We start from the raw sequence: 19,857 nt of genomic DNA on the forward strand, positions 1-19,857 counted from the left end.
AAAGGCGCAAAAATATGCGCCTTTTTTATGCCTGAATGATCTGCGTACAGAGTGCGACAGCAAAAATTATTAAGTTTTATATCTATTTTGATATAAACATGACACAAGGTGTTATCTGGCTGATATTATTAATATATCTAAGGCATTTTGCTGTTAAGTTATGTGCATATGCATGGGCTTTATCGGTTTGATGAGGTGTTTGTTTGTAAGTGTGGATGGAATTTATGCTGAGATCCTGGAAAGTATCACTGTTTGTCGGGTTTGTTATCGGAAGTGTCGTTGCCTCCGCTGTCTGGAATCGTAATCCCGGACCAACTCAGGAAGAGTTCGAACTGTTGCAGCACAAAAATGCGCAACTGGCAGAAAACAAACAAGCGTTACAGGAAAGCTTTGAAGTTTATGAAACTCAGAAAGCGTTGGAAATTGAGCAGCTATCTAAACAGCTTCAAGAAAAGCAAACTGAGTTGGATAAGCAGAAAGCTGATTACGAGAAGCAAATAGCCCAAATCAAGCAGAAACAGAAAAAGCTGGAAGTAACTAAGAAGAAACTGGATACAGCTGTTGTTGAGCTTAAAACGACAGCAGAGAAGCAAAAAGTTGTACTGGATAATTCCAAGGAGCTTTATCAACAACAACTGGTACTGCAAAAGCAGGTTGCTAATGCCGAAGCTGATGTGAAAAAGGCTCAACGAGTAGCAAAAGACTTTAAACAGGCTTGTGATGAATTTAAAACCGGTTCCGGTTGGAACTGGGTTTCGCAGGCAGACTGTGACAAGTACGAAGCTAAGCTGACAATTGTTGAAGAAGAACAAGCGCAGCTGACTGCTCTTCAGGCTGAACTTGAAACGCTGAATAAGAAGATTGAAATCAGTCTGCCAAAAAAGTAATTTCGAATTAACAAGGCGAGGTTTTATCCTCGTCTTTTTTTAGATAGTTATACAGAACAACAATGACTAATTTATTCAGCAATATTCCAGCAAAGCTGCCGGAAGAAGTGTTCGAAGATATCATCAAAACGCCTGATGTTCGGATTGAGCGAATCATTTCTAAAGGGCATACCACGCCGAATAATGAATGGTACGATCAGGATGAAAATGAGTGGGTGCTGGTGGTAAAAGGTGAAGCAAAACTGTTATTTGATGATGAGAAAGAGGTTCACCTTAAAGAAGGTGATCACGTTAATATTCTCGCTCACCAGCGTCATCAGGTTTCATGGACAGATCCAAATCAGGAAACCATCTGGCTGGCAGTGTTTTATAAGTAATTAAAAACGGCTCCCTCGGGAGCCCGTTTTTGTTGGAGTGGTTAACCGACAGTCATCATAAATATGGCGCCGATTGCCATAACGGTAAGTAGAAATATGCCGAAAACTTCTCGCTTACTGTTAATAAATGCTTTTTGCTGCTCTTTGCGAGCCCACATCATGACCAGAAGCCCCGGGAAATAGAGTAGAGCAACCAGCAATAGGTAGTGAAGTCCGGCCGCATAAACTAACCATGAACCATAAGCCGTTGCAATCATGCCACCGATAAGGTCGAGATGGCGAGCATTACTGTTGTTCCCGTAGCTGTCATTTTTTATCGCAACTTTCAGTCCGTAGGCCGCAGACAGACCATATGGGATCAGAACTGATGATGTTGCGATATTAACAAGGCTTAGGTAAGTGCTCTGGCTGAACATTGTCATGATCAAAAAAGACTGAACAGCAAGTGTTGATGCTGTAAGTGCAACAATTGGAGCTCCATGACGGTTTTCTTTGCCAAATACGCGAGGGAATAAGCCGGATTCAGCCGCGACCAGAGGCGCTTCTGCTGTGATTACTGTCCAACTGAGCAAGGCTCCGCATACCGAGGTGATCAGGCCAAGGTTAATTAACAGCGCCCCCCATGGACCAACGATATGTTCAAGGATCCGAGCCATTGAGGGGTTCTGAAGTTCTGCCAGTTCTTCTTGAGTCATAACTCCGTAGGAGAACAGGGTTACGATTACATACAGCGATAATGCAGCTAAAAGGGCGATAACGGTCGCCTGTCCGATCGCTTCTCGGCTTTTTGCCCGTCTGGATAACATGACGGCACCTTCAATGCCGATGAATACCCAAAGGGTAATCGACATGGTATAGCGAATCTGTTCACCAAGCCCACCTAGAGCAGTGTTGTTTTGTGCCCAGATATCAATGCTGAATTTATCAAAGTTGGCTGCAATGATGGTATAGCCGATAAAGGTAAGGAGAGGGATCAGTTTGGCAATGGTGACAACCATATTAACAATAGCTGCTTCTTTTACTCCTCGCGTGACCAGGAAATGCATCATCCAGATCAGGATGCTGGCACCAAGAACAGACTGCCAGGTATTACCTGCACCAAAAATCGTGTTATCAGGTGTGTCGGTAAAAAAGCTCAGGGCACTGAAAACGACAACCGCATATGAGGTGTTGGCAAGAATGGTATTAAGCCAGAAGCCCCACGCCGAATTGAAGCCCCAGAAGTCACCAAAACCTGCTTTGGCATAGGCGATAACACCGCCATTGATATGAGGTTGGTTAACAGACAGGCTGTAAAAGATACGCACTAATGCGAGCATACCGACTCCGGTGATCAGCCAGCCAATGATTACTGCGCCGGGTCCGGCTCCGGCAGCCATGTTTTGTGGGAGACTGAATATTCCGGCACCGAGCATAGTGCTCAAAACCAAAGCAGTCAAAGATCCTAGCCCGAGTTGATTGTTCATCTTTTCTTATTCTGTTTAATTATGTTCTATCCAGACCGCTTTATAGCTGTCAGGCGCGGACAATAGAGTATTCACTCTATCAAATCAATGAATTGTCCGAATAAGGGAAGTAAGTGGTTAAAAAATGCAAACTTATGAATAATTATGAGGAAAAGGAATGCGAAATTATGCTTATGGTGATGCGTTCGAAAAGATAAAGAGTCGAATATGGCTCTTTATCAGGTAGTTATCAGCGGTCAATATTTAACTGGGCGGGCAAGTGCCGATGGATAATTACGCTGAACTGTCAATGCTTCTGCCATTGAGACAACTACTTCTTGAGTGAATCCGGACGTCACTGGCATTTGTTGTTCAGGATGAATTTCTGTTGGTTTTTCCGCAAGCAGGCCATCATCGTATAACTTAATCAATACCTGATTAGCTGCGTTTAGGGCTGATGAGGCTTTGACAATTTCACTGCGGGCATAACGATTGCCGGCAAAGGAGATATCTGCTGCTCGAAGTGATGGGTCTTCCCCCGGAATTTGTTGAGCACCGAACAAAGGGGTTCCGCCAACAGTGGCTGACTTGTAGGCCGGGAGAAGTTTGGCCATATGCTTAATGGCTCTTTCACTTCGGGTATGGACGTCGCAGCTTTTCCAGCCGAATTGAATCTTTTTGGTGAACGATTCTCCCAGCTGTGGTTGCGCGCTATCGGTTGTACTGGCAACGAGTCCTTTTCTGAATAAGGTAATATCTTCAGTCATCCCATGAAGCTGGAAATAACCTTCAGGGTAGGGGGTTAACTGAGCCATACCATCAGGCGTTCCACGCTCACCGTGGAATATCACTTCAGGCCAGATACCTTCGCATTCCGCCCAGTGGGTTATATAGGCAGCCTTAAACTCGATCATTCGTTTTCGTGGCAGTTTTGCCATGTCATCAATCTTACCGGTTTGGAAGCCACATGCATTTACAAGGTAATCAACGTGGGTTGAATGGGTAATATGATCATTGATATCACTATCATACTGCTGATAAGTGATTTGCCAGCTATTGTCTTGGCTATCTTGCTCAACATCAATCACTCTGGCATTCATATTAAGTGAACAGGTTGGTAGCTTCTCTGCGGCAAGATTTGCTGTTGCAGCCAGACGAAAGACACTCAGGCCGTATTCTTGTACCAGAATAAACGGAAACTTGAATTGGCTGAGGTTTAGGTTCTTAGCAAGCGGAATCATCCAATCATCAAGCGATGCGGGGCTATTGGGTACTGGCTTGTTGGCCAGCTCTTCAAGTTCCTCACGATAATAAAGTTTGAAATATTCTTCCGGAGATCCCAAAACCTGGTTTAGTGGATCGTTGTTGACCAGATTGGCGTATGTTTTTTGCAGAAGGTTTAGCCTGTCAATAAGAGACGATGGTTCACCTTTGTCTCTTTCCGGCACTGCGACAACGGTAGGGCGAATATTGGCTGTTTGAGGGAAAACTCTCAGTGTATCAATAGATTGCTTGAGCAGAGTCTTGCATTGTTCATCAGAAATTTCGCGGTATAGATTTCCACCTGCATGTAGATGGCAGATTGGTGGTCCGTTTACTAGGCTTTTTCCTGCTTCAAACAGTTCGACCTGAATGCCACGTTCGGCAAGGCGGAGGGCAATGGTGGAACCGGCGATACCGCCACCGATAACGCCGATGGAGAAAGGCTTTTGCCCGTCACTATGATTACAGGCACCATGAACATTCATATTGGCTGACAAGTACTTTTGGTCATTTTGATAATAGTTAGCATTCTACTGTGCCTTCTTTATGTTTTAAACATCAACAGAGTGCATACCAGTAGATTAGGGGGGAGAGTTTACAATGTAAATAGCCAGGTTTAGCAAGTGGATAGATATCCGCTAAAACTAGGTTATTGGGGTTACGCTGTCACATTTTAATGAGGTCTTACCTGACATGCTAATTGATAAATTCAACAGATTTAGGCAGACCGGGCAATGTTCAGCTGTTATTATCTTGAGGTTACTTGAGTTAAGTAACATAAGAATAATGAAAAGCGCTCCGCAAGAAGAAGCGCCAAGGAGCTAGCATGGCAACTTCAATTTTGATCTGCGATGACTCAGCGTTAGCCCGTAAGCAGATGGCCCGTGCTCTGCCTGCCTCGCTCGATGCTGAAGTCACTTTTGCTGTAAACGGTGTGGAAGCACTGCAGCACCTGAAGAAAGAAAAGTTTGCGTTGATGTTTTTGGATCTGACTATGCCTGAGATGGACGGCTATCAGACCCTGGAAGCGATCAACCAAGAAGGGATCGACATTAAAGTCATTGTTGTGTCGGGTGATATTCAGCCTCAGGCTCAGGCCAGGGTTAAAGCTCTCGGTGCAATTGAATTCCTTAAAAAGCCTGTCGATAAGGCGCACCTGAAAGAACTGCTTAAAACGCTCATCCCGTCTGAGCCTCCGGCATTTGATGCCGTGATTCAACGGGTAGCAACCCCAGCGCTTCGTCGTCGCGATATTTATCTGGAAGTGGCAAACGTAGCGATTGGTCGTGCTGCGGACTCACTGGCCCGACATTTCGATGTGTTTGTAAATCTTCCGCTTCCTAACGTGAACGTGTTTGAAGTTAGTGAACTTCATATGACGATGCGCCATTTGGCAAGCAGCAGTACCATGTCCGGAATCTGCCAGGGCTTCAGTGGTGAAGGTATTGCCGGGGAAGCTCTTGTTCTGTTGAGTGATTCCAGCCTGACAGATTTGATGTCGATGATGAAATATCCAGTTGAAGAGGGAGGCAACTCTGAACTGGAATTGTTAATGGACGTCAGCAATATCCTGGTAGGTTCTTTCCTCAAAGGTCTGGGCCAGCAGGCTGAAGTGAAGTTTTTCCAAAGTCACCCGGTATTGCTTGGTCAGCATATTCCTATTGAAGATATGATTGAGCAAACAGAAGGTAACTGGCGAAGAACAATGACGTTTGAAGTCAGTTACGGTATCGAGGGTACGGAAATTAAATGCGACCTGTTGTTAATGTTTGTCGATGAATCGTTGCCGCTACTTGATAACAAATTGTCTTACCTGATGGATGAGGATTAAGCCATGTTTTCGTTACCAGCCGAATTTGAGCAGTTTCACTGGATGGTTGACATGGTTCAGCATGTCGATGTCGGGCTCGTTGTACTAGACAAGGATTACAATATCCATGTCTGGAATGGTTTCATGATTCACCATAGTGGTAAGCAGGCTCATGAGGCAATTGGTAAAAATATTTTTGAGATTTTCCCTGAAATTCCTCAGGAATGGTTTAACGCTAAAGCCAAGCCTGTTTTTGAATTAGGATGTCGCAGTTTCCTCATCTGGCGCCAGCGTCCATATTTGTTCAAATGCCGTAATGTGCGGCCGATTACACAGCAGGCTCCTTTTATGTATCAGAATGTGACCCTGAATCCGATGACGTCCCCTAAAGGGGATGTGGACTACCTCTTTATGTCTGTTGAAGATGCCACGGCGGAAGCAATAGCCGAAGAGCGAGGTATGAATAAATAAACCGCATTTCAAAGCCCATGTATATGGGCTTTTTTCTTTTTATTAGATGATAAATTCATCATTTCCCTACTGTTAAATATCTCAATTCCATTTGACCCTAACTCTTTTCCTGAAATGTGAGAAAGACTGGCTTTTTTAGGCTTTTTCAAAGATTTTTATTTGTAAATCAGATGGTTTGATTCTAAGCCTATGAAGTAGTGGCAAAAAACTAATAATAGGGATATCTATATGACAAAGTTATTCAAACTGCTTCCTGTCGTTTTGTTAGTTTCAGGTGTTTCTCATGCTGCAACGGATAATCCGTGGTATGCAGGTGCGCGTGTTGGTGGTACTAATTTCGACAGCTTCGATGGCGCTCTTGATGGTCAAGAAGGAGCTTTCGAACGTGACGATTGGGGTGGTGGCGCATTCATTGGCTATAACTACAACTCATGGTTTGCTGTAGAAGGTGGCTATACTTACCTTGGTCAGGCTGATGCTAAGCAGGGTAGTGGTGGCTTCGAAGTTCATGGTCTGGACATTGTTGGTAAGTTCACCTGGAGTGTCGCTCCATCTATCGATATCTTTGGTAAGGCAGGTGGCTACCTTTATGACGTTGATAACAGCGTAAATAGTAAAGATGACTCCGGTCTGTCCGGTACTATAGGTGTTGGTGCAGAGTATTTCTTCAATGACGATTTGTCTGCTCGACTTGAATATCAATACTACAATCAGGTCGGTGACGATGAGCCGGGAGAAAGCGATGTTCATTTTTACGGTTTGAGCCTGGTATATCATTGGGGCGCAGAACCGGCAGTTGCAATAGAACCAGAACCTGTTGTTGAGCCTGAACCTGTGCCAGAGCCTGAGCCGGTACCGGTTGAACCAGAAGTAATTAAGATTGAGGCTCTGAGTGTGGCATTACCTTTTGCATTCGACAGCAATGCCTTGACTCAGGCTGACATTGAACGCCTAAAACCAATCGGTGATCGTTTAGTTGAGCATCCTGATGCAAAACTGTATGTCATTGGCCACACAGACAGCCGTGGTTCTGAAGCATACAACCAGAAACTGTCTGAAGAGCGTGCTGGTGTGGTTGCTGGATATTTGGGATCTCACTTTGGGATAGAAAAAGACCGAGTTATTGTTCAGGGCCGTGGTGAAACTGATCCTGTTGCACCAAACGATACTGAGGAAGGTCGCGCGCAAAACCGCCGGGTGGAAGCATATACCCCAGGGTTTGAAATTACACAACAGTAAGTAATTTTTCTAAAAAAAAGCGCCTCAGGGCGCTTTTTTTCTCTGTAGCAGCTATGAATCTCAATTCGCTTTGAATTACAGACGGCATTGAGGACGCGTCGCATTATAAGCTGGTAGCCTGCCGATTTCTGCTTTCAGATCATCAATGCGAGTATCGTGGGATGGGTGAGTTGAAAGCAGTTCTGGAGGCTGTTGTCCACCAGATGCTTTATTCATGTTTTTCCATAGGCTGACACTTTCATTCGGATCAAAGCCTGCTTGAGCCATCAAGCGCAGACCGATGATGTCAGATTCAGATTCCTGTGCGCGGCCATATGGCATTAAAACGCCGTACTGAACCCCCAGCCCAAGTCCCGCCATTGCTGCATCATGGTAATCAGTCCCACTGATTGCAATGCTGGAAAGTTTCAAGCCTACGTTAGTCATTTGGCTTCGAGAAAGGCGCTCATTACTGTGTTGGGCGATGACGTGGCCGATCTCATGACCAATAACCGAAGCGAGTTGATCCTGGTTAGTGGCAACGTTGAGTAATCCAGTGTAGACGCCGATTTTACCACCAGGTAAAGCAAAGGCGTTGACTTGCTTGCTGTCAAAGACGACAACTTCCCAATCGCTGAAGCCTTCAGCTGGTGAAAGTTGGGCGGTTAAGGTATCAGTAACACACTGCACATATTGGTTTGTTTTAGCGTCTTTGTTAACTTTTTCCTGTTTTTTCAGAGTGTCAAAGGATTGAGAGCCCAACTGAGACATTTCCTGATCTGAAAACAGCAAAACCTGCTGGCGTCCGGTCGGGGAACTGGAACAGGCTGATAAAACCATTGTCGAGGCTAATACTCCGGTGATAAAAAGAAGACGAAAGTGACTCATGAGTGATTCCTTTCATTCAATTATAGATAAGGTGAATGGCCGAATCATACTATGGGCTCGCCATTCTTTATAGTCGACAAACATTCAGAATGTTATTCTGGTTGGAAACAAAGGTGAAAGGTAACTACATGAGCATATGGAAAAAACAATTTTCGCTGGATACGTTGAACCAGTCATCAGTAAATACATTGGTTGAACATTTGGGGATCGAGTACAGTGGTTTTGATGACACCAGCCTGAGTGCTGTTATGCCTGTGGATGCCCGTACTCATCAGCCACTCGGAATGCTGCATGGTGGTGCATCTGTGGTGTTAGCGGAGACACTTGGATCCCTTGCTGCAAATATGTGTGTTGATGAGCATCATTACTGTGTAGGGTTAGATATTAATGCTAACCATGTCCGTGGTGTACGAAGTGGCTTAGTGAAAGGCCGGGCTGAGCCTGTGCACATCGGTACGACAACTCAGGTATGGCAAATAGAAATCTCTGATGAACATGGCCGTCTTGTTTGTACCAGTCGACTGACAATGGCTGTAATGAAACATAAGAAAAAAGATTAATTGATATGAATCTGACCTTTTCAGAAGGACGAATTATCGCCAACCAGCATGAACTAGTTGTGCGATTGAATGGTAACTCCCGTGTAACCATGCAGGCGCTGGCTGATGATATCACCTTAATTGGTGGCGCTAATGTGATAACCGCTTCAGGTAGCGGGGTAAACTGGTCTGTTAGGCTGGATAATGAAGAGCAGTTACATGAAGTAGCTGAAGCGATAGGTATTGCCGTTCAGCAGCGGTGATATGATTAGTTGTTATGATTGTAATGGATGAGTGCCGTGCATTATGCACGGCTTTTTGTTGCCTGATATTCCATTGGCGTAGCTCAGAATTAAGTGCGAATTCATATTTGAGCTAAGCATATGAAATTCACCATGGGAAAGATTATAAATCTTAGTCTAAGTGAGTGATTTTATGGTTCATTTGATGAGGTTTGTCATTTTGTTTTCGAGTAAAGACTGTTTTTGTACGTCACTAAGCAATATGGTGCATTTTATTGAGAGCACGGGCTCATAATTGACTATTTTGACTCAAAAATCTGGTCTGTGAAGGTGAATTATTGCACTCTGGTTATTGTAAACAAACACATGTGCGTTAGTTATATCTCCGAGTATTTGTACAGGGTATGTGAGTTTGGCTCAGGTTAGATTTAAAGAGCAAAGGGAGTGTCGATGATTCAACCGCAACTTAAGCGAATCGCCGGAAATGCTTATCGGATGATGTTTGGTCTGCGCCCCGAAGTGTGCAATTTACAGGAAACATTTTATGGGTGGGTTGTTTTTGTTGCTTCACCAGGCAGCAGAAAAGCAGTTGTGAAATTCTCTCGGGAAATAGGGCGGCTTGCTAAAGAGGTTCAAGGCTTAGAGCGCTTGTCTCAAGTATTGACCTGCCCTGTACCGGAAGTGCTATTTTTCGGACGCGAAGAAGGCCACGATTACATTATGCTTGAATGGTTGGATGGTGAGTCAGCACATAATTTACCTGATGACCCAGTTGCCTTGGAGCAGTTCCGTGAGAGCTATACAGATGTACTGCTTGCGCTACATGAGCATCAGTCTCAGAAAGGTTTTGAAATTGGGGACGATGAGTTTGTTCCCGACTTTATTCAAGCTTATGAAAGCTGGATGTCGCCAGTTCTACGCTACGTTCAGAGCAGTTGCTCTCCATTTTCTTCAAAATTGAAAGATGCCTATGCGGGGTTGTGGGAAAACAGGGAAGAGATCTTGTCACCGCTTAACCAAATCGCTTCTTTGGTACATGATGACTGTCATGTAGGAAATGTTCTCTTTGATCCCAGAACTTATAAGGTTGCAGCGATCGTTGACCCTTGTGATGTAGGTTTTAAGCACTATGAACTTGATTTATTCCACTTGTATGATGTCCGGCCTGATTTAAGGCTTGTTGAACGTTATCAGGAAAAGAAAAAGTTGGCAGAAGGTTTTGAGTGGCGACGCTGGTTTTTCAGCTTATGGGATGACGCAAAACATAGCCGGAATATGGGGTGGTATGATGAGAGGTGGCTAGTGTCGAAAGTTGCTTTGTTTGAAGCCAGTTACGCCGGCCGTTAAATTTGCTCCGGAATGATATATCTGCATATTATTTTTATATAGGAAAGTATAAGGGGTCGCATAATGAGAACAACAGCAGCCGTTGTTATTGCTCTTTTTCTGGCCGGTTGTGCCCAGCAGATCACCAGAGAACCAGAACCGACGCCAGAGCCGGAAGTCAGTGGTGAGGTTAAGCCGATTCCTCCTGTTGAATCGGTAGTAACTGTACCGGATACGCCTGCGGTCACACCTGTTCCTGAATTGAAGCAGCAAGCTAAGCCAAAACCTAAACCAGCGCCTGTTATCACTAAAACAAAAGATGGAAAATTGATTCTAGGTGCTGAGGAATGGGTATGGCTGGCCCCGGCTAAAAAGCATGTCAGGGTGAAAGTGGATTCTGGGGCCGCAATCTCAACTATCGGTGTTTCTGAGGTTCAAGAGTTTGAGCGGGATGGTAATGACTGGGTGAAATTCAGTGCTGGCGGCAGGCTTGTTGAATTGCCAGTTGAGCGGTGGCTCAAGAGTAAAGACGAAAGTAAAGAAAGAAAAGCTGTTGTAAAACTAAGAGCGAAGCTCGGTGAACTGAATGAACTGACAGAGTTTGCCCTGACTGCGGGCAAAGGGATTGTGCTGGGCGTTAACTTTATCCGAGATGTCGCAATTGTTGACGGCAACCGTAAATATGTACAACCGAAGTCAAAATAATCGTGGATTAAGAATAACAAAACAAAGCGGCTCAATTGCCGCTTTGTTTTGTTATGGATGTCGTGATAATCAGTTACGGTGTCTCGACACTGACTTCATAACTGGTGAATTTACGGATGTTAATTACCCCGGTATCAAAGATCAGATATTGTCCTTTAATACCAAGTAACGTGCCTTCTACAACCGGGTTTTTGTCGAAGTTGTGTGAAGTGATTTTAGTAGGGTGCTGGCTGACAGGGTACTGAATTTTAACCAACTCTTCGTCTAAACGCTCGACAGCATCTTCCCCATAAAGCGCCAGTAACTCATTTAACCTGTTTTCAATGGCAGGCAACAGACGATCTGCTTCCTGTTTCAAATCTAGGTTATTGTTGTCACCTTTAAGCATGGCGCGCCAGTTGGTTTTATCTGCAACCATTTCTGCCAGTGCGATTTCCACCAAACCGGAAATTTGACGGGTTTTCACTTTTAGAATAGCAAGGCCTTGAGTTGCGCCCTGATCAATCCAGCGGGTAGGGAGCTGGGTATGACGGGTGATCCCGACTTTAAGGCCAGAGGTATTTGACAGGTATACAAAGTGCGGCACCATGCAATGGGTATCCCCCCATTCGGGTTCACGGCAGGTACCCTGAGCGTAATGACAGGTTTCTGGTTTCATGATGCACATATCACAACGAGCCAGCTTCTTCATACACGGGTAGCAATGACCCTGTGAATAGCTCTTCTTTGTTTTCTTGCCGCAGGCATCACAATAAATATTACCGGTATGGGTTAGCTTCAGCTTTTTTCCAATCAGCGGATTTAAGGCTAACAAATCGTCTCCGACCGGAAGCTGGTATTCAACTTCCGCACCCAGAGAAGATTTCATCTTCTTCAGTGTTCCAAGCATGACTTTGCTCATTATTTTTAATATGTGGGGCTGATTTTAACATCAGTGACAAGAAATATCTGAGCAGAATAGCGGCCTGAGACAAACAGAGAACAGGCAGTAATGAAAACGCCCTCTTGTTGGAGAGGGCGTTGTGGAGGCTTAGCGGTTTTCGATTCGGTTGTAATCGAGAAGACCTGCTTCGATAGGTTGGTTTTGCTTATTAATCTGGTTCAGTTTATCGCTGAAAGACCAGAAGTCTTTGCTGGTGCGGCGAACACCAAATTTATCAAGGAGCACACGATAGTCATCTTCTGTCTTTGTTGCCTTCACTTGTGCAACAAGCTGAGGTAGCTGTGCTTCCTGAATCAGCCAGAATGCGCCAGGGTAACTACCCAGCAGGCCGTTAACCAGAGTCACATTGTCCTTTTCTGGCAGTCGATTTGATTCCTCGTCAAACAGACTTGAAATGTTTTTGTGGGCGCTGTTACGAACCAGAGTAAACAATTGAGCTTCAACATTACGATTCTTTGGCTCAACCATAATAAAGGTCAGCTCAGGGTATAACGTCGCCTGAGAACCATGGATGTGGCCGATTGTTTTAAGAGCTTGAATACTTTCAGGTGTCAGTTTGGCGTTAACCAGCTCATACTTGTGTGAGCCGACACTATTCAGTTTCGTTTCCAACTTAGTCAAAAGTTCTTCTTTCGGATTGTCAGTTGCGAACTTAACACTTGTTGGCTGATTAAATTCGTTAATGTCACCCTGAATGAATTCGCTCAGGTGTTGGTTGGACTCTTGATACCAGCTTGCCAGCTCCTGATGTCGGACTTCAGCAGGAAGCAGCGACAAGAAGTTGGATTCACCTTCCATACGCAGGAAGTCCATATACATTCGAGTCACTAGCTGGTGGCCGAAGTTGCCATAGACATCAAAGCCAGCGACAAGCAGGTAGTGAACCCTTTCAAGCAGTGAATAATCAAGAACCCAGGCTGTTTTCGGATGTTCGCCAACAAGGCCTTTTGTTACGGTTGCACTGTCAAAGTGTCGGAAAACAGTCAGTGTTGCATTGTCGTTGTTGCCGTCACCATCCCAAATCAGATCCGTGGTCAGGTGTTCACCGTTTTCGAAAGTTTCGTTCAACAAGGCATTCTTTGCTCGCAGGAAACGACCCTGCTGGTTTGCATATGTAATCCAATTAGTTAAAGGCAGTGTTGTACTGTCTTTTTCTGCTGGCATACGCAGGTTTTCAGCCTGAGACTCATAGAAACTGTTTACCTCAGGAATATCTGCCATATCAGGGTCAACAAAGAATACCCAGAAGCGGTCATTGATAACGTTTAATGCCAGCTGGCCACGACAAACCGGCCCTTTGATAAAGCCCATGATGGTGTTTTGCGCATTTTCGATCATGAAGCGGTAACGCGCGTTAACCGGCAGCTGTTTGAATGACATCAACGGATTTGCCGCCACTTCCGGGTCATAGCCCGGCAGGGATTCGATGGTGTATTCCGGCTCGAAGAACAGAGCTTCGATGCGTGCCATTTTGTCAGCACTCAGCGCATAAGGCATGTGTGTCTTATCGACAATGGTTTCACCAACCTGTACCAGACGGTAGTAAACGCGATCAACGCCTGGGTCATCAAATGGACGGCGGGTAGCGATAACATCAACGGGTTTACCCGGTGCGGTACGAGAACGAACAAGGTTGAAGAACACCGGTTGCATTTCGTCGGCAAAATACAGGTGCGATACAAACAGATGCTCGTAGATATAGCGACTGACAAGTTGCTCTTTCAGTGAATCACCGTTGAGAAATGCTTCCCAATGTTTCACTTTTGCCATTGTTGCAGCGGACGGAGGTGCGACTCCTGTCATTGGAGAGCCCGCTGCCAGCCACTCCATCAGCGTATCATTTTCACTTTGGCTGATTTGCGGCAGGCCGTAAGGCATGCCCCATTGCGGGTATTCATGCTCATACTGCGCCATTTCCTCTATTGTTGGGCATTGTTGATCCCGATCCAGCGAGAAATCCCATGCATCATGATCCAGAACTTTCTGATCCGGTAGGGGATGCGCCTGTTTCAGCTGAAGCATACGAGCCATAACACCAGCCTGGGTATTTGCGTCCGGAGATTGTTCACGCTCGTTAAGTACCGGGTGGAAGCCTTTCTCGCGCCATTCTGCTGTGGTCTGGGCATCAATGAACATGCGGGTGGTGTTGGTTGCAATCAGGCGTGTACCTTCATAAACCTTTTCTTTGTTGGCACCGCGGTCGATTCCTTCAGCAGAAGAGAGCTTCAATTGACACGGGGCATCGTAACAGGCATGACAAACCACACATCGGTTTTTGATGATGGGCTTTACGTCGGTCAGGTAACGCTGGGCAATTGGTGTCGCAGCCGGAACTATGCGTTCTTTTGGCTCTGGTGTGCCGTAGAGCTGGTCGTAATTGAAGCCGGCATAAACGGCACACCCTGAGAAAATAACCGCAGTTAATAGCACTACGGCGCGTCTAGTGTGCTTCAGAAATGATAAGTTCATGAAATTATTATGGTTAGCAAAACGGTATTGCTACATTTTATAGGCAGGGAATGAGGTATAACAAGTTATTATTTACACAGCGTTCAATTAGTCGTTAATGAGTCTCATTTTTCCTCAGAAACTGTACTATTAAACAGCTTGTTATATTTGGTGCTGTTATTTATCCAATAAATACCGGTAGCAGGGTAAAACACCAGATCCAGAAATGGCTGTTGATAAAGCAGGTAGCTGTAGACAATGCGCTTGTGTCTGAAATCGTCCCGCATTTGGGCTTCGGTTTTCAGTGCCGTGGATTTGTCTTCAATAATCACATCGCTTGGCTGGTAAGCCCAGTGGAACATGTCGGGTCTCAACGTGGCTGTCGCCAGAAATGGAGAATGATTTTCAACCATAGAGATGGTTGCTGCTCGCACAGACAATGCATGGTGGAAGTCCGTTTTAGCTTCAGTAATAAACGACATATAAGAGTAACTGAAACTATCCGGGTTGTTATTCGAGATGTAGTAATGAACGATTTTAGACTGGATACCGGACCCATCCATATAGTTCATATGTACCTGCGCAGTTGGTTCTCGTGCAAGGTCGGTTTGAATGATCGGAGATTCTCGAACTGTTCGAGTTGTTGAAACCAGAAAATCGGAGAATCGTTTCCAGTCCTGCTCTTCAATTGTGTACGCAAAATCCGTATTTGGCAGACAGGCTTGCTTGTTATCTACCTTGCACCAAGCAATAGAATACAGGCCCTGGCCTTTATAGGCATAACCTTTGATATTCTGAATTATTGGAGGGTTGAATTTAGCCGTATGCATTTGATAGGCAGTAGACAGTTTGTGCTTTATATCTTCAATATCATCGCGGTTATCGGCGATAAACGTCAGTTTATTACTGTCCCAGGTTACATTTTCTGTCAGGAAGCGGGTTTCTTCTAATGGTGTAAAGTCATCAATATTCCAATAGATAACAGCACTGGCTGCCAGCACAGTAGCAGTCGCTAGTAACGAAAAGCCAAAGACTTTCTTTCTGAAACGCTTCTGTTTTTCTGAAGGTACCTTTTTCAGCGGGTATGGAAAGCGTTCGAATTGCGTGATTTGATATCCGACACGTGGCAGCGTTTCGATGACATCGCCTTTACGATGTTCATGTAGTTTAACTCTCAGGGCACGGATTACCTGAAAAAGCGAAGCTTCTGAGACAACCCGCTCAGGCCAGCCTGCTTTCAGAAGTTCTTCTTTAGTAACGGGCCTGTGATTATTGATCAGAAAAGAGAGAATCTTTTGTTCTGAAAGGTTAAGTTTTTGTGTTGAGTCAGCAGATTGAATAATGCCTAGGCTCGGAATGAAGTAAACTTCAGTTCGAAATTTAATCTGTTCGTTGCTTGACATTCATACCTCTGCTTTTCGGAGAAAAAGCGTAACTCTAAATATAAAAATAGTCCTGTTTATACCGGAAGGGGCACATGTTTATTATTCTGGAGCCGGTATCAAATAGACGGTGTTCATTGATGTTTTACGCAGGAAAACAAGTTTACCACGAAAAAAAACGATTGGTATAAGTAGATGGAATTACTTGCGTTATTCGTAGTGAATTGAAGACAGGTCGGGTGAATAAAGAAAAGGAGGCATACGCCTCCCTTTGCTTAATCCAGCTTACTTCTGAAAGATTTCCTGGAATTCACGCTTCATCGGCGGGTGACGACGAGCTTTCTTAAGCTGCTTACACATGTCCTTAACACAGTTGTGAAGCACTTGGTCCAGCATTACAGCTTTGTATTCAGCAAATTCGTCATCAGTCATACCTTCAGGCTTGTTTGTTTCCTGCATTTCGCCCAGGAAGTCTACACCTGAGTAGCTCTGGCTCAGAGCGATCAGAGAGTGGAACTGCTCGAAGTTGTCCAGAACGTTTTGTGCACTTGCAGGTAGTTGGTTCCATGCCTCGTGAGAAATATCTTCAGATGCTTTATAAACATTCACAAGCATATCTAGAAGTTCTTCAGGCACTTGCTCAAACTCAACAACCTGACGCAGTTCAGGAGAACAGTCATCAAGAGTGAATGCCACTTCTTCTACTGTTTGCTCTTCTTTTTTTTCGATTTCAGACATCGTATTTCCTACAGCATGAATAGTTAAGGAGGTGGAATCCTATAGTCCTGTCAATAAAAGTCAACATCCTAATGATAGTCGAGCTTTCGAACGATCAATTTAAAACATCTGTTTGGTGATTTGCATGAAATTGCCGACATGGTGTGGAAACTTGTTAACAAAGTCACGTTAGTAGAGTTGGTGTGAAGTTAAGCTCATATAAACCTTGGTGTTTATATGCCTGTGCTATAAATTAAACACAGGACAACTGTTTTTATTACAACAGGATGCTTTACATGGAAGCAATGCGGATTTTACTTGTCGATGATGTTCATTTAGAGCGAATGCAGCTGGCTATGAGGTTGCAGCGTTTGGGGCATGTTGTAGAGGCAGTCGCTTCCGGGAAAGAGGCAATCGAAAAATACCCTCTGTTTGACCCAGACCTGGTATTGCTTGATGTAAGTATGCCGGACATGAGTGGTACAGAAGTGGCTGAACAAATCAGGATAAAACACCCTGATTGGGTGCCGATTATTTTTTTGAGTGGTCATGATGAACCGGAAATGATTGCCAAGGCAATTGATATGGGCGGCGACGATTACCTTGTTAAGCCTGTTAATAAGATTGTGTTGGCATCTAAGCTGAAGGCGATGCAAAGGATCGCCCACATGAGACATCAGCTGAAGGAAACAACGGTACAGCTTGAACAGGCAAATGAACTGTTGTCACAACAGGTGAACGAAGATGGCTTGACCAAGCTGGCAAACCGTCGTTATCTGGATCAAAAGTTAGTTGAGTTTATTGCCTGGCATGGTCGTCATAACCTTTCACTGACCATGATTATGGTAGATGTCGACCATTTCAAACTCTACAACGATTATTACGGTCACCTTGAAGGAGACCGCTGTCTTCAGTCTGTCGCTAAAGAACTCAAGTCAACCTTTAGTCGTGCTGGTGAACTGGCTGCCCGTTATGGTGGTGAAGAGTTTGTTGTTCTGATCAGCAACTGCGATAAAACCCGTGCGGTGCGGGAGTGTGGTCGCTTAAAAGGCAGTATTGAAAAGCTGGCGATTCCGCATGCTAAATCTACAACTGCTGATGTGGTCACTATAAGTCAGGGAATGGTGTCGTGGATGCCAACCGGTCTTGAGACTATCGAAAACATGTACGAAATAGTTGATAAGGTTCTTTACAAGGCTAAAGAGCAGGGGCGTAACCGCTTTGTCGCTGCTGAGTTCACTTAAGAATAACTTTTCACCTCAATGCAAACTGACAACGGGACACAAAGGTGTCCCGTTTGTTAGTGTGATCTCTCAATAATTACAGTCAATTGATTGATTTTAAGGCAATCAAACCGACAGGTGCTTGTTGTTCAGACAGGTCGTGCTAATCTCCCTAAGAACTCTTTTGCCGATCCAGGTGTCAGTGCAGATCCCAATGCTATGCAAAGCAGGCTTTTTGCTAAGCAAAGCATCGGAATCAGTATTGTTAAAATAAGAAGGGTGAGGGAAGATCATGGAAATATGCTTTACACCGATCGAAGCACGTGTAGTCGGTTGCTTGTTGGAAAAAGAAGTGACGACCCCGGATCAATACCCATTGACATTAAATGCACTAACAACGGCCTGTAATCAGAAAAGTAACCGTGAACCAGTGATGTCGCTGGATGAGGCAACGGTGCTGGACACGCTTGAGTCACTCAAGACCAAACGTATGATTCAGGAAGTCACCGGCTTTGGTAGCCGTGTTGCCAAGTACCAGCATCGTTTTTGTAATACCGAGTTCAGTACTCTGCAGTTTACTGAGCAGGAAAAAGGTATTGTTTGCGTTATGCTGTTACGCGGTCCTCAAACGCCGGGTGAACTACGCACCCGAACCAACCGCCTGTGTGATTTCACGGAAGTTAAAGAAGTTGAAGCTGTTCTGACGCATATGGTTGAGAGTGATAAAGGCCCATATGTCGTTAAGCTTCCGCGTGAGGCAGGCAAGAGGGATTCTCGCTACATGCATCTGTTCAGTGGTGAGGTTGATGTTGAAGCATTGGCAGAAACGTCTCAGCCAGTTGTTTCTTCTTCATCCGGTACATTGGCGCGTGTTGAGCAACTTGAAACGGAAGTTGCTGAAATGAAGCGAGAGATTGCAGAGCTTAAAGCATTGATCGAATCACTGACCTCTTAATCAGTACCGAAATAAAATTTGCGAAAAGCTGAATACAGATAACAGCTTAAATAAAAGATATTACTCAGGCCCGGTAACTACCGGGCCTTCTTATATGAGATATGTCCGGCACTAGGCTGATCTCCAAGAGCAAAAGGAAAAAGAAAGTGACAGAAAAGACGGCTGCTCAATGGTCGGTATATCTGATCAGAACGGCTTCCAACCAACTATATTGCGGGGTAACAACAGATGTTGAACGCCGCTTCAGTGAACATCAAAACAGCAAAAAAGGCGCTAAGTTTCTGAAGGGTAAAGGACCTTTGGCGTTGGCATGGTCAGAACCTGTTGGCGATAAAAAAACGGCAATGAGGCTGGAGTACAAAATAAAGCAGCTGTCGAAAGCCCAAAAAGAGTCAATAGTTAATAAAACCTTGCAAATTAATGCTTTGCTGTAATAAAGCATTGTTCTAATGATGTGCGTTCGATCACGAAATTGACCACGCATAGTCGCTCGAATCACGTATGATTGAATCATCAATACACGTGAGGTTGGTTGGCTGTGTTACGTAAAATCTGGTGTTTGTGTTTATCTTTACTGATGACTGTTTTTGTTGCTGAAGCATCTGAGATTACCGATGCTCGTTATCCTGGTGAGCCAGGGGATATAATTCGTGACAAACTTGTTGGTATTTACGCGACATTTCAACTGAAGGAAGCTGTGATTCGTGGTTGTAACCGTCTGCACAGCAATGTCAGCAATGATGTGGCTGATGTGTTTGAAGCCTATGGCAAGCTTGCACAGGATTATATTGAAGAAGGTAAGCGCCTGCTCAATGAAGAGATGCCTGCGGTTGAAATGATGGAGTGGAAAGCATCTATGTCCAATGCCAGAAAGCATTACCAACAGAAGTTCAGTCAAATGCCACTTCCTGAGTTGAAGATGGAATGCCAGCAACTGGCAACAGAAATGGCCACAGTTAACCGACAGGTTATTGCCTTGAAAAGCCAATAGAAATTGAACTCTGCTCTCATTCTTACT

General features: G+C 44.7%; 20 protein-coding genes. 13 read left to right on the forward strand and 7 right to left on the reverse strand.

Annotated features, from left to right (window positions below; genetic code table 11):
• The first annotated feature begins 224 nt into the window (after nt 1-224).
• Both C942_RS10200 and C942_RS10205 read left to right on the forward strand, forming a co-directional pair.
• The gene (locus C942_RS10200) at nt 225-887 is read left to right on the forward strand and encodes a hypothetical protein (protein WP_007465353.1); all 663 of its coding nucleotides are present in this window, start codon (nt 225-227) and stop codon (nt 885-887) included.
• 62 nt (nt 888-949) lie between these two features.
• Nucleotides 950-1,264 carry a cupin domain-containing protein gene (locus C942_RS10205; protein ID WP_007465354.1) on the forward strand — a complete coding sequence of 105 codons (315 nt, stop codon included), beginning with the start codon at nt 950-952 and terminating at the stop codon, nt 1,262-1,264.
• Between the two features lie 41 nt (nt 1,265-1,305).
• Here the strand turns inward: C942_RS10205 and C942_RS10210 are convergent, their stop codons facing one another.
• Both C942_RS10210 and C942_RS10215 read right to left on the reverse strand, forming a co-directional pair.
• A complete protein-coding gene (locus tag C942_RS10210) occupies nt 1,306-2,730 on the reverse strand; it encodes a basic amino acid/polyamine antiporter (RefSeq protein WP_007465357.1) in 1,425 nt (474 codons plus the stop codon).
• Nucleotides 2,731-2,966: 236 nt separating this feature from the next.
• Nucleotides 2,967-4,457 (reverse strand): FAD-dependent oxidoreductase, encoded by a 1,491-nt coding sequence (locus tag C942_RS10215; protein WP_007465359.1) that lies wholly within the window; start codon nt 4,455-4,457, stop codon nt 2,967-2,969.
• 341 nt (nt 4,458-4,798) lie between these two features.
• On the opposite strand from C942_RS10215, the gene C942_RS10220 reads away from it, so the two are divergent.
• The 3 genes from C942_RS10220 to C942_RS10230 all read left to right on the forward strand — a co-directional run bounded on the left by C942_RS10220 (nt 4,799) and on the right by C942_RS10230 (nt 7,492).
• On the forward strand, nt 4,799-5,803 hold the full coding sequence (locus C942_RS10220; RefSeq protein ID WP_007465361.1) for a response regulator: 1,005 nt from the start codon (nt 4,799-4,801) through the stop codon (nt 5,801-5,803).
• Nucleotides 5,804-5,806: 3 nt separating this feature from the next.
• Nucleotides 5,807-6,253 (forward strand): PAS domain-containing protein, encoded by a 447-nt coding sequence (locus C942_RS10225; protein ID WP_007465363.1) that lies wholly within the window; start codon nt 5,807-5,809, stop codon nt 6,251-6,253.
• Nucleotides 6,254-6,481: 228 nt separating this feature from the next.
• Nucleotides 6,482-7,492, forward strand: a complete 1,011-nt coding sequence (locus tag C942_RS10230; protein ID WP_007465365.1) for an OmpA family protein — start codon at nt 6,482-6,484, stop codon at nt 7,490-7,492.
• A 75-nt stretch (nt 7,493-7,567) separates the two neighbouring features.
• Here C942_RS10230 and C942_RS10235 read toward each other — a convergent pair whose 3' ends face one another.
• On the reverse strand, nt 7,568-8,359 hold the full coding sequence (locus C942_RS10235) for a M48 family metallopeptidase (RefSeq protein WP_007465366.1): 792 nt from the start codon (nt 8,357-8,359) through the stop codon (nt 7,568-7,570).
• A 128-nt stretch (nt 8,360-8,487) separates the two neighbouring features.
• On the opposite strand from C942_RS10235, the gene C942_RS10240 reads away from it, so the two are divergent.
• From C942_RS10240 to C942_RS10255, 4 genes are all read left to right on the forward strand, one after another.
• Nucleotides 8,488-8,919: a hotdog fold thioesterase gene (locus C942_RS10240; RefSeq protein WP_036799751.1), complete on the forward strand. Its 432-nt coding sequence runs from the start codon at nt 8,488-8,490 to the stop codon at nt 8,917-8,919.
• A 5-nt stretch (nt 8,920-8,924) separates the two neighbouring features.
• Complete coding sequence (locus tag C942_RS10245) at nt 8,925-9,161, forward strand: DUF3389 domain-containing protein (protein ID WP_007465370.1); 237 nt, start codon at nt 8,925-8,927, stop codon at nt 9,159-9,161.
• Nucleotides 9,162-9,590: 429 nt separating this feature from the next.
• A complete protein-coding gene (locus C942_RS10250; protein ID WP_007465372.1) occupies nt 9,591-10,487 on the forward strand; it encodes a phosphotransferase in 897 nt (298 codons plus the stop codon).
• Nucleotides 10,488-10,550: 63 nt separating this feature from the next.
• Nucleotides 10,551-11,171, forward strand: a complete 621-nt coding sequence (locus C942_RS10255; RefSeq protein ID WP_007465374.1) for a putative ATP-dependent zinc protease — start codon at nt 10,551-10,553, stop codon at nt 11,169-11,171.
• Nucleotides 11,172-11,244: 73 nt separating this feature from the next.
• On the opposite strand, the gene C942_RS10260 is transcribed toward C942_RS10255, so the two are convergent.
• The 4 genes from C942_RS10260 to C942_RS10275 form a co-directional block, all read right to left on the reverse strand.
• Nucleotides 11,245-12,072, reverse strand: a complete 828-nt coding sequence (locus C942_RS10260) for a DUF2797 domain-containing protein (protein WP_083882334.1) — start codon at nt 12,070-12,072, stop codon at nt 11,245-11,247.
• Between the two features lie 129 nt (nt 12,073-12,201).
• Entirely contained in the window at nt 12,202-14,583 is a 2,382-nt protein-coding gene (locus tag C942_RS10265) for a fatty acid cis/trans isomerase (protein WP_036799595.1), read from the reverse strand.
• Between the two features lie 104 nt (nt 14,584-14,687).
• Complete coding sequence (locus tag C942_RS10270; RefSeq protein WP_007465379.1) at nt 14,688-15,965, reverse strand: winged helix-turn-helix domain-containing protein; 1,278 nt, start codon at nt 15,963-15,965, stop codon at nt 14,688-14,690.
• A gap of 264 nt (nt 15,966-16,229) precedes the next feature.
• Nucleotides 16,230-16,682, reverse strand: a complete 453-nt coding sequence (locus C942_RS10275; RefSeq protein ID WP_007465381.1) for a DUF3069 domain-containing protein — start codon at nt 16,680-16,682, stop codon at nt 16,230-16,232.
• A gap of 284 nt (nt 16,683-16,966) precedes the next feature.
• Between C942_RS10275 and C942_RS10280 the strand changes: the two genes are divergently transcribed.
• The 4 genes from C942_RS10280 to C942_RS10295 all read left to right on the forward strand — a co-directional run bounded on the left by C942_RS10280 (nt 16,967) and on the right by C942_RS10295 (nt 19,830).
• Nucleotides 16,967-17,905 (forward strand): GGDEF domain-containing response regulator, encoded by a 939-nt coding sequence (locus C942_RS10280; RefSeq protein WP_198287488.1) that lies wholly within the window; start codon nt 16,967-16,969, stop codon nt 17,903-17,905.
• A 271-nt stretch (nt 17,906-18,176) separates the two neighbouring features.
• Entirely contained in the window at nt 18,177-18,839 is a 663-nt protein-coding gene (locus C942_RS10285; RefSeq protein ID WP_007465386.1) for a YceH family protein, read from the forward strand.
• A 146-nt stretch (nt 18,840-18,985) separates the two neighbouring features.
• Complete coding sequence (locus C942_RS10290; protein ID WP_007465388.1) at nt 18,986-19,273, forward strand: GIY-YIG nuclease family protein; 288 nt, start codon at nt 18,986-18,988, stop codon at nt 19,271-19,273.
• 104 nt (nt 19,274-19,377) lie between these two features.
• Nucleotides 19,378-19,830: a hypothetical protein gene (locus C942_RS10295; protein WP_157372607.1), complete on the forward strand. Its 453-nt coding sequence runs from the start codon at nt 19,378-19,380 to the stop codon at nt 19,828-19,830.
• The last annotated feature ends 27 nt before the right edge of the window (nt 19,831-19,857 follow it).

It is taken from the genome of Photobacterium marinum (genome assembly GCF_000331515.1).
Taxonomy (GTDB): Bacteria; Pseudomonadota; Gammaproteobacteria; order Enterobacterales; family Vibrionaceae; genus Photobacterium; species Photobacterium marinum.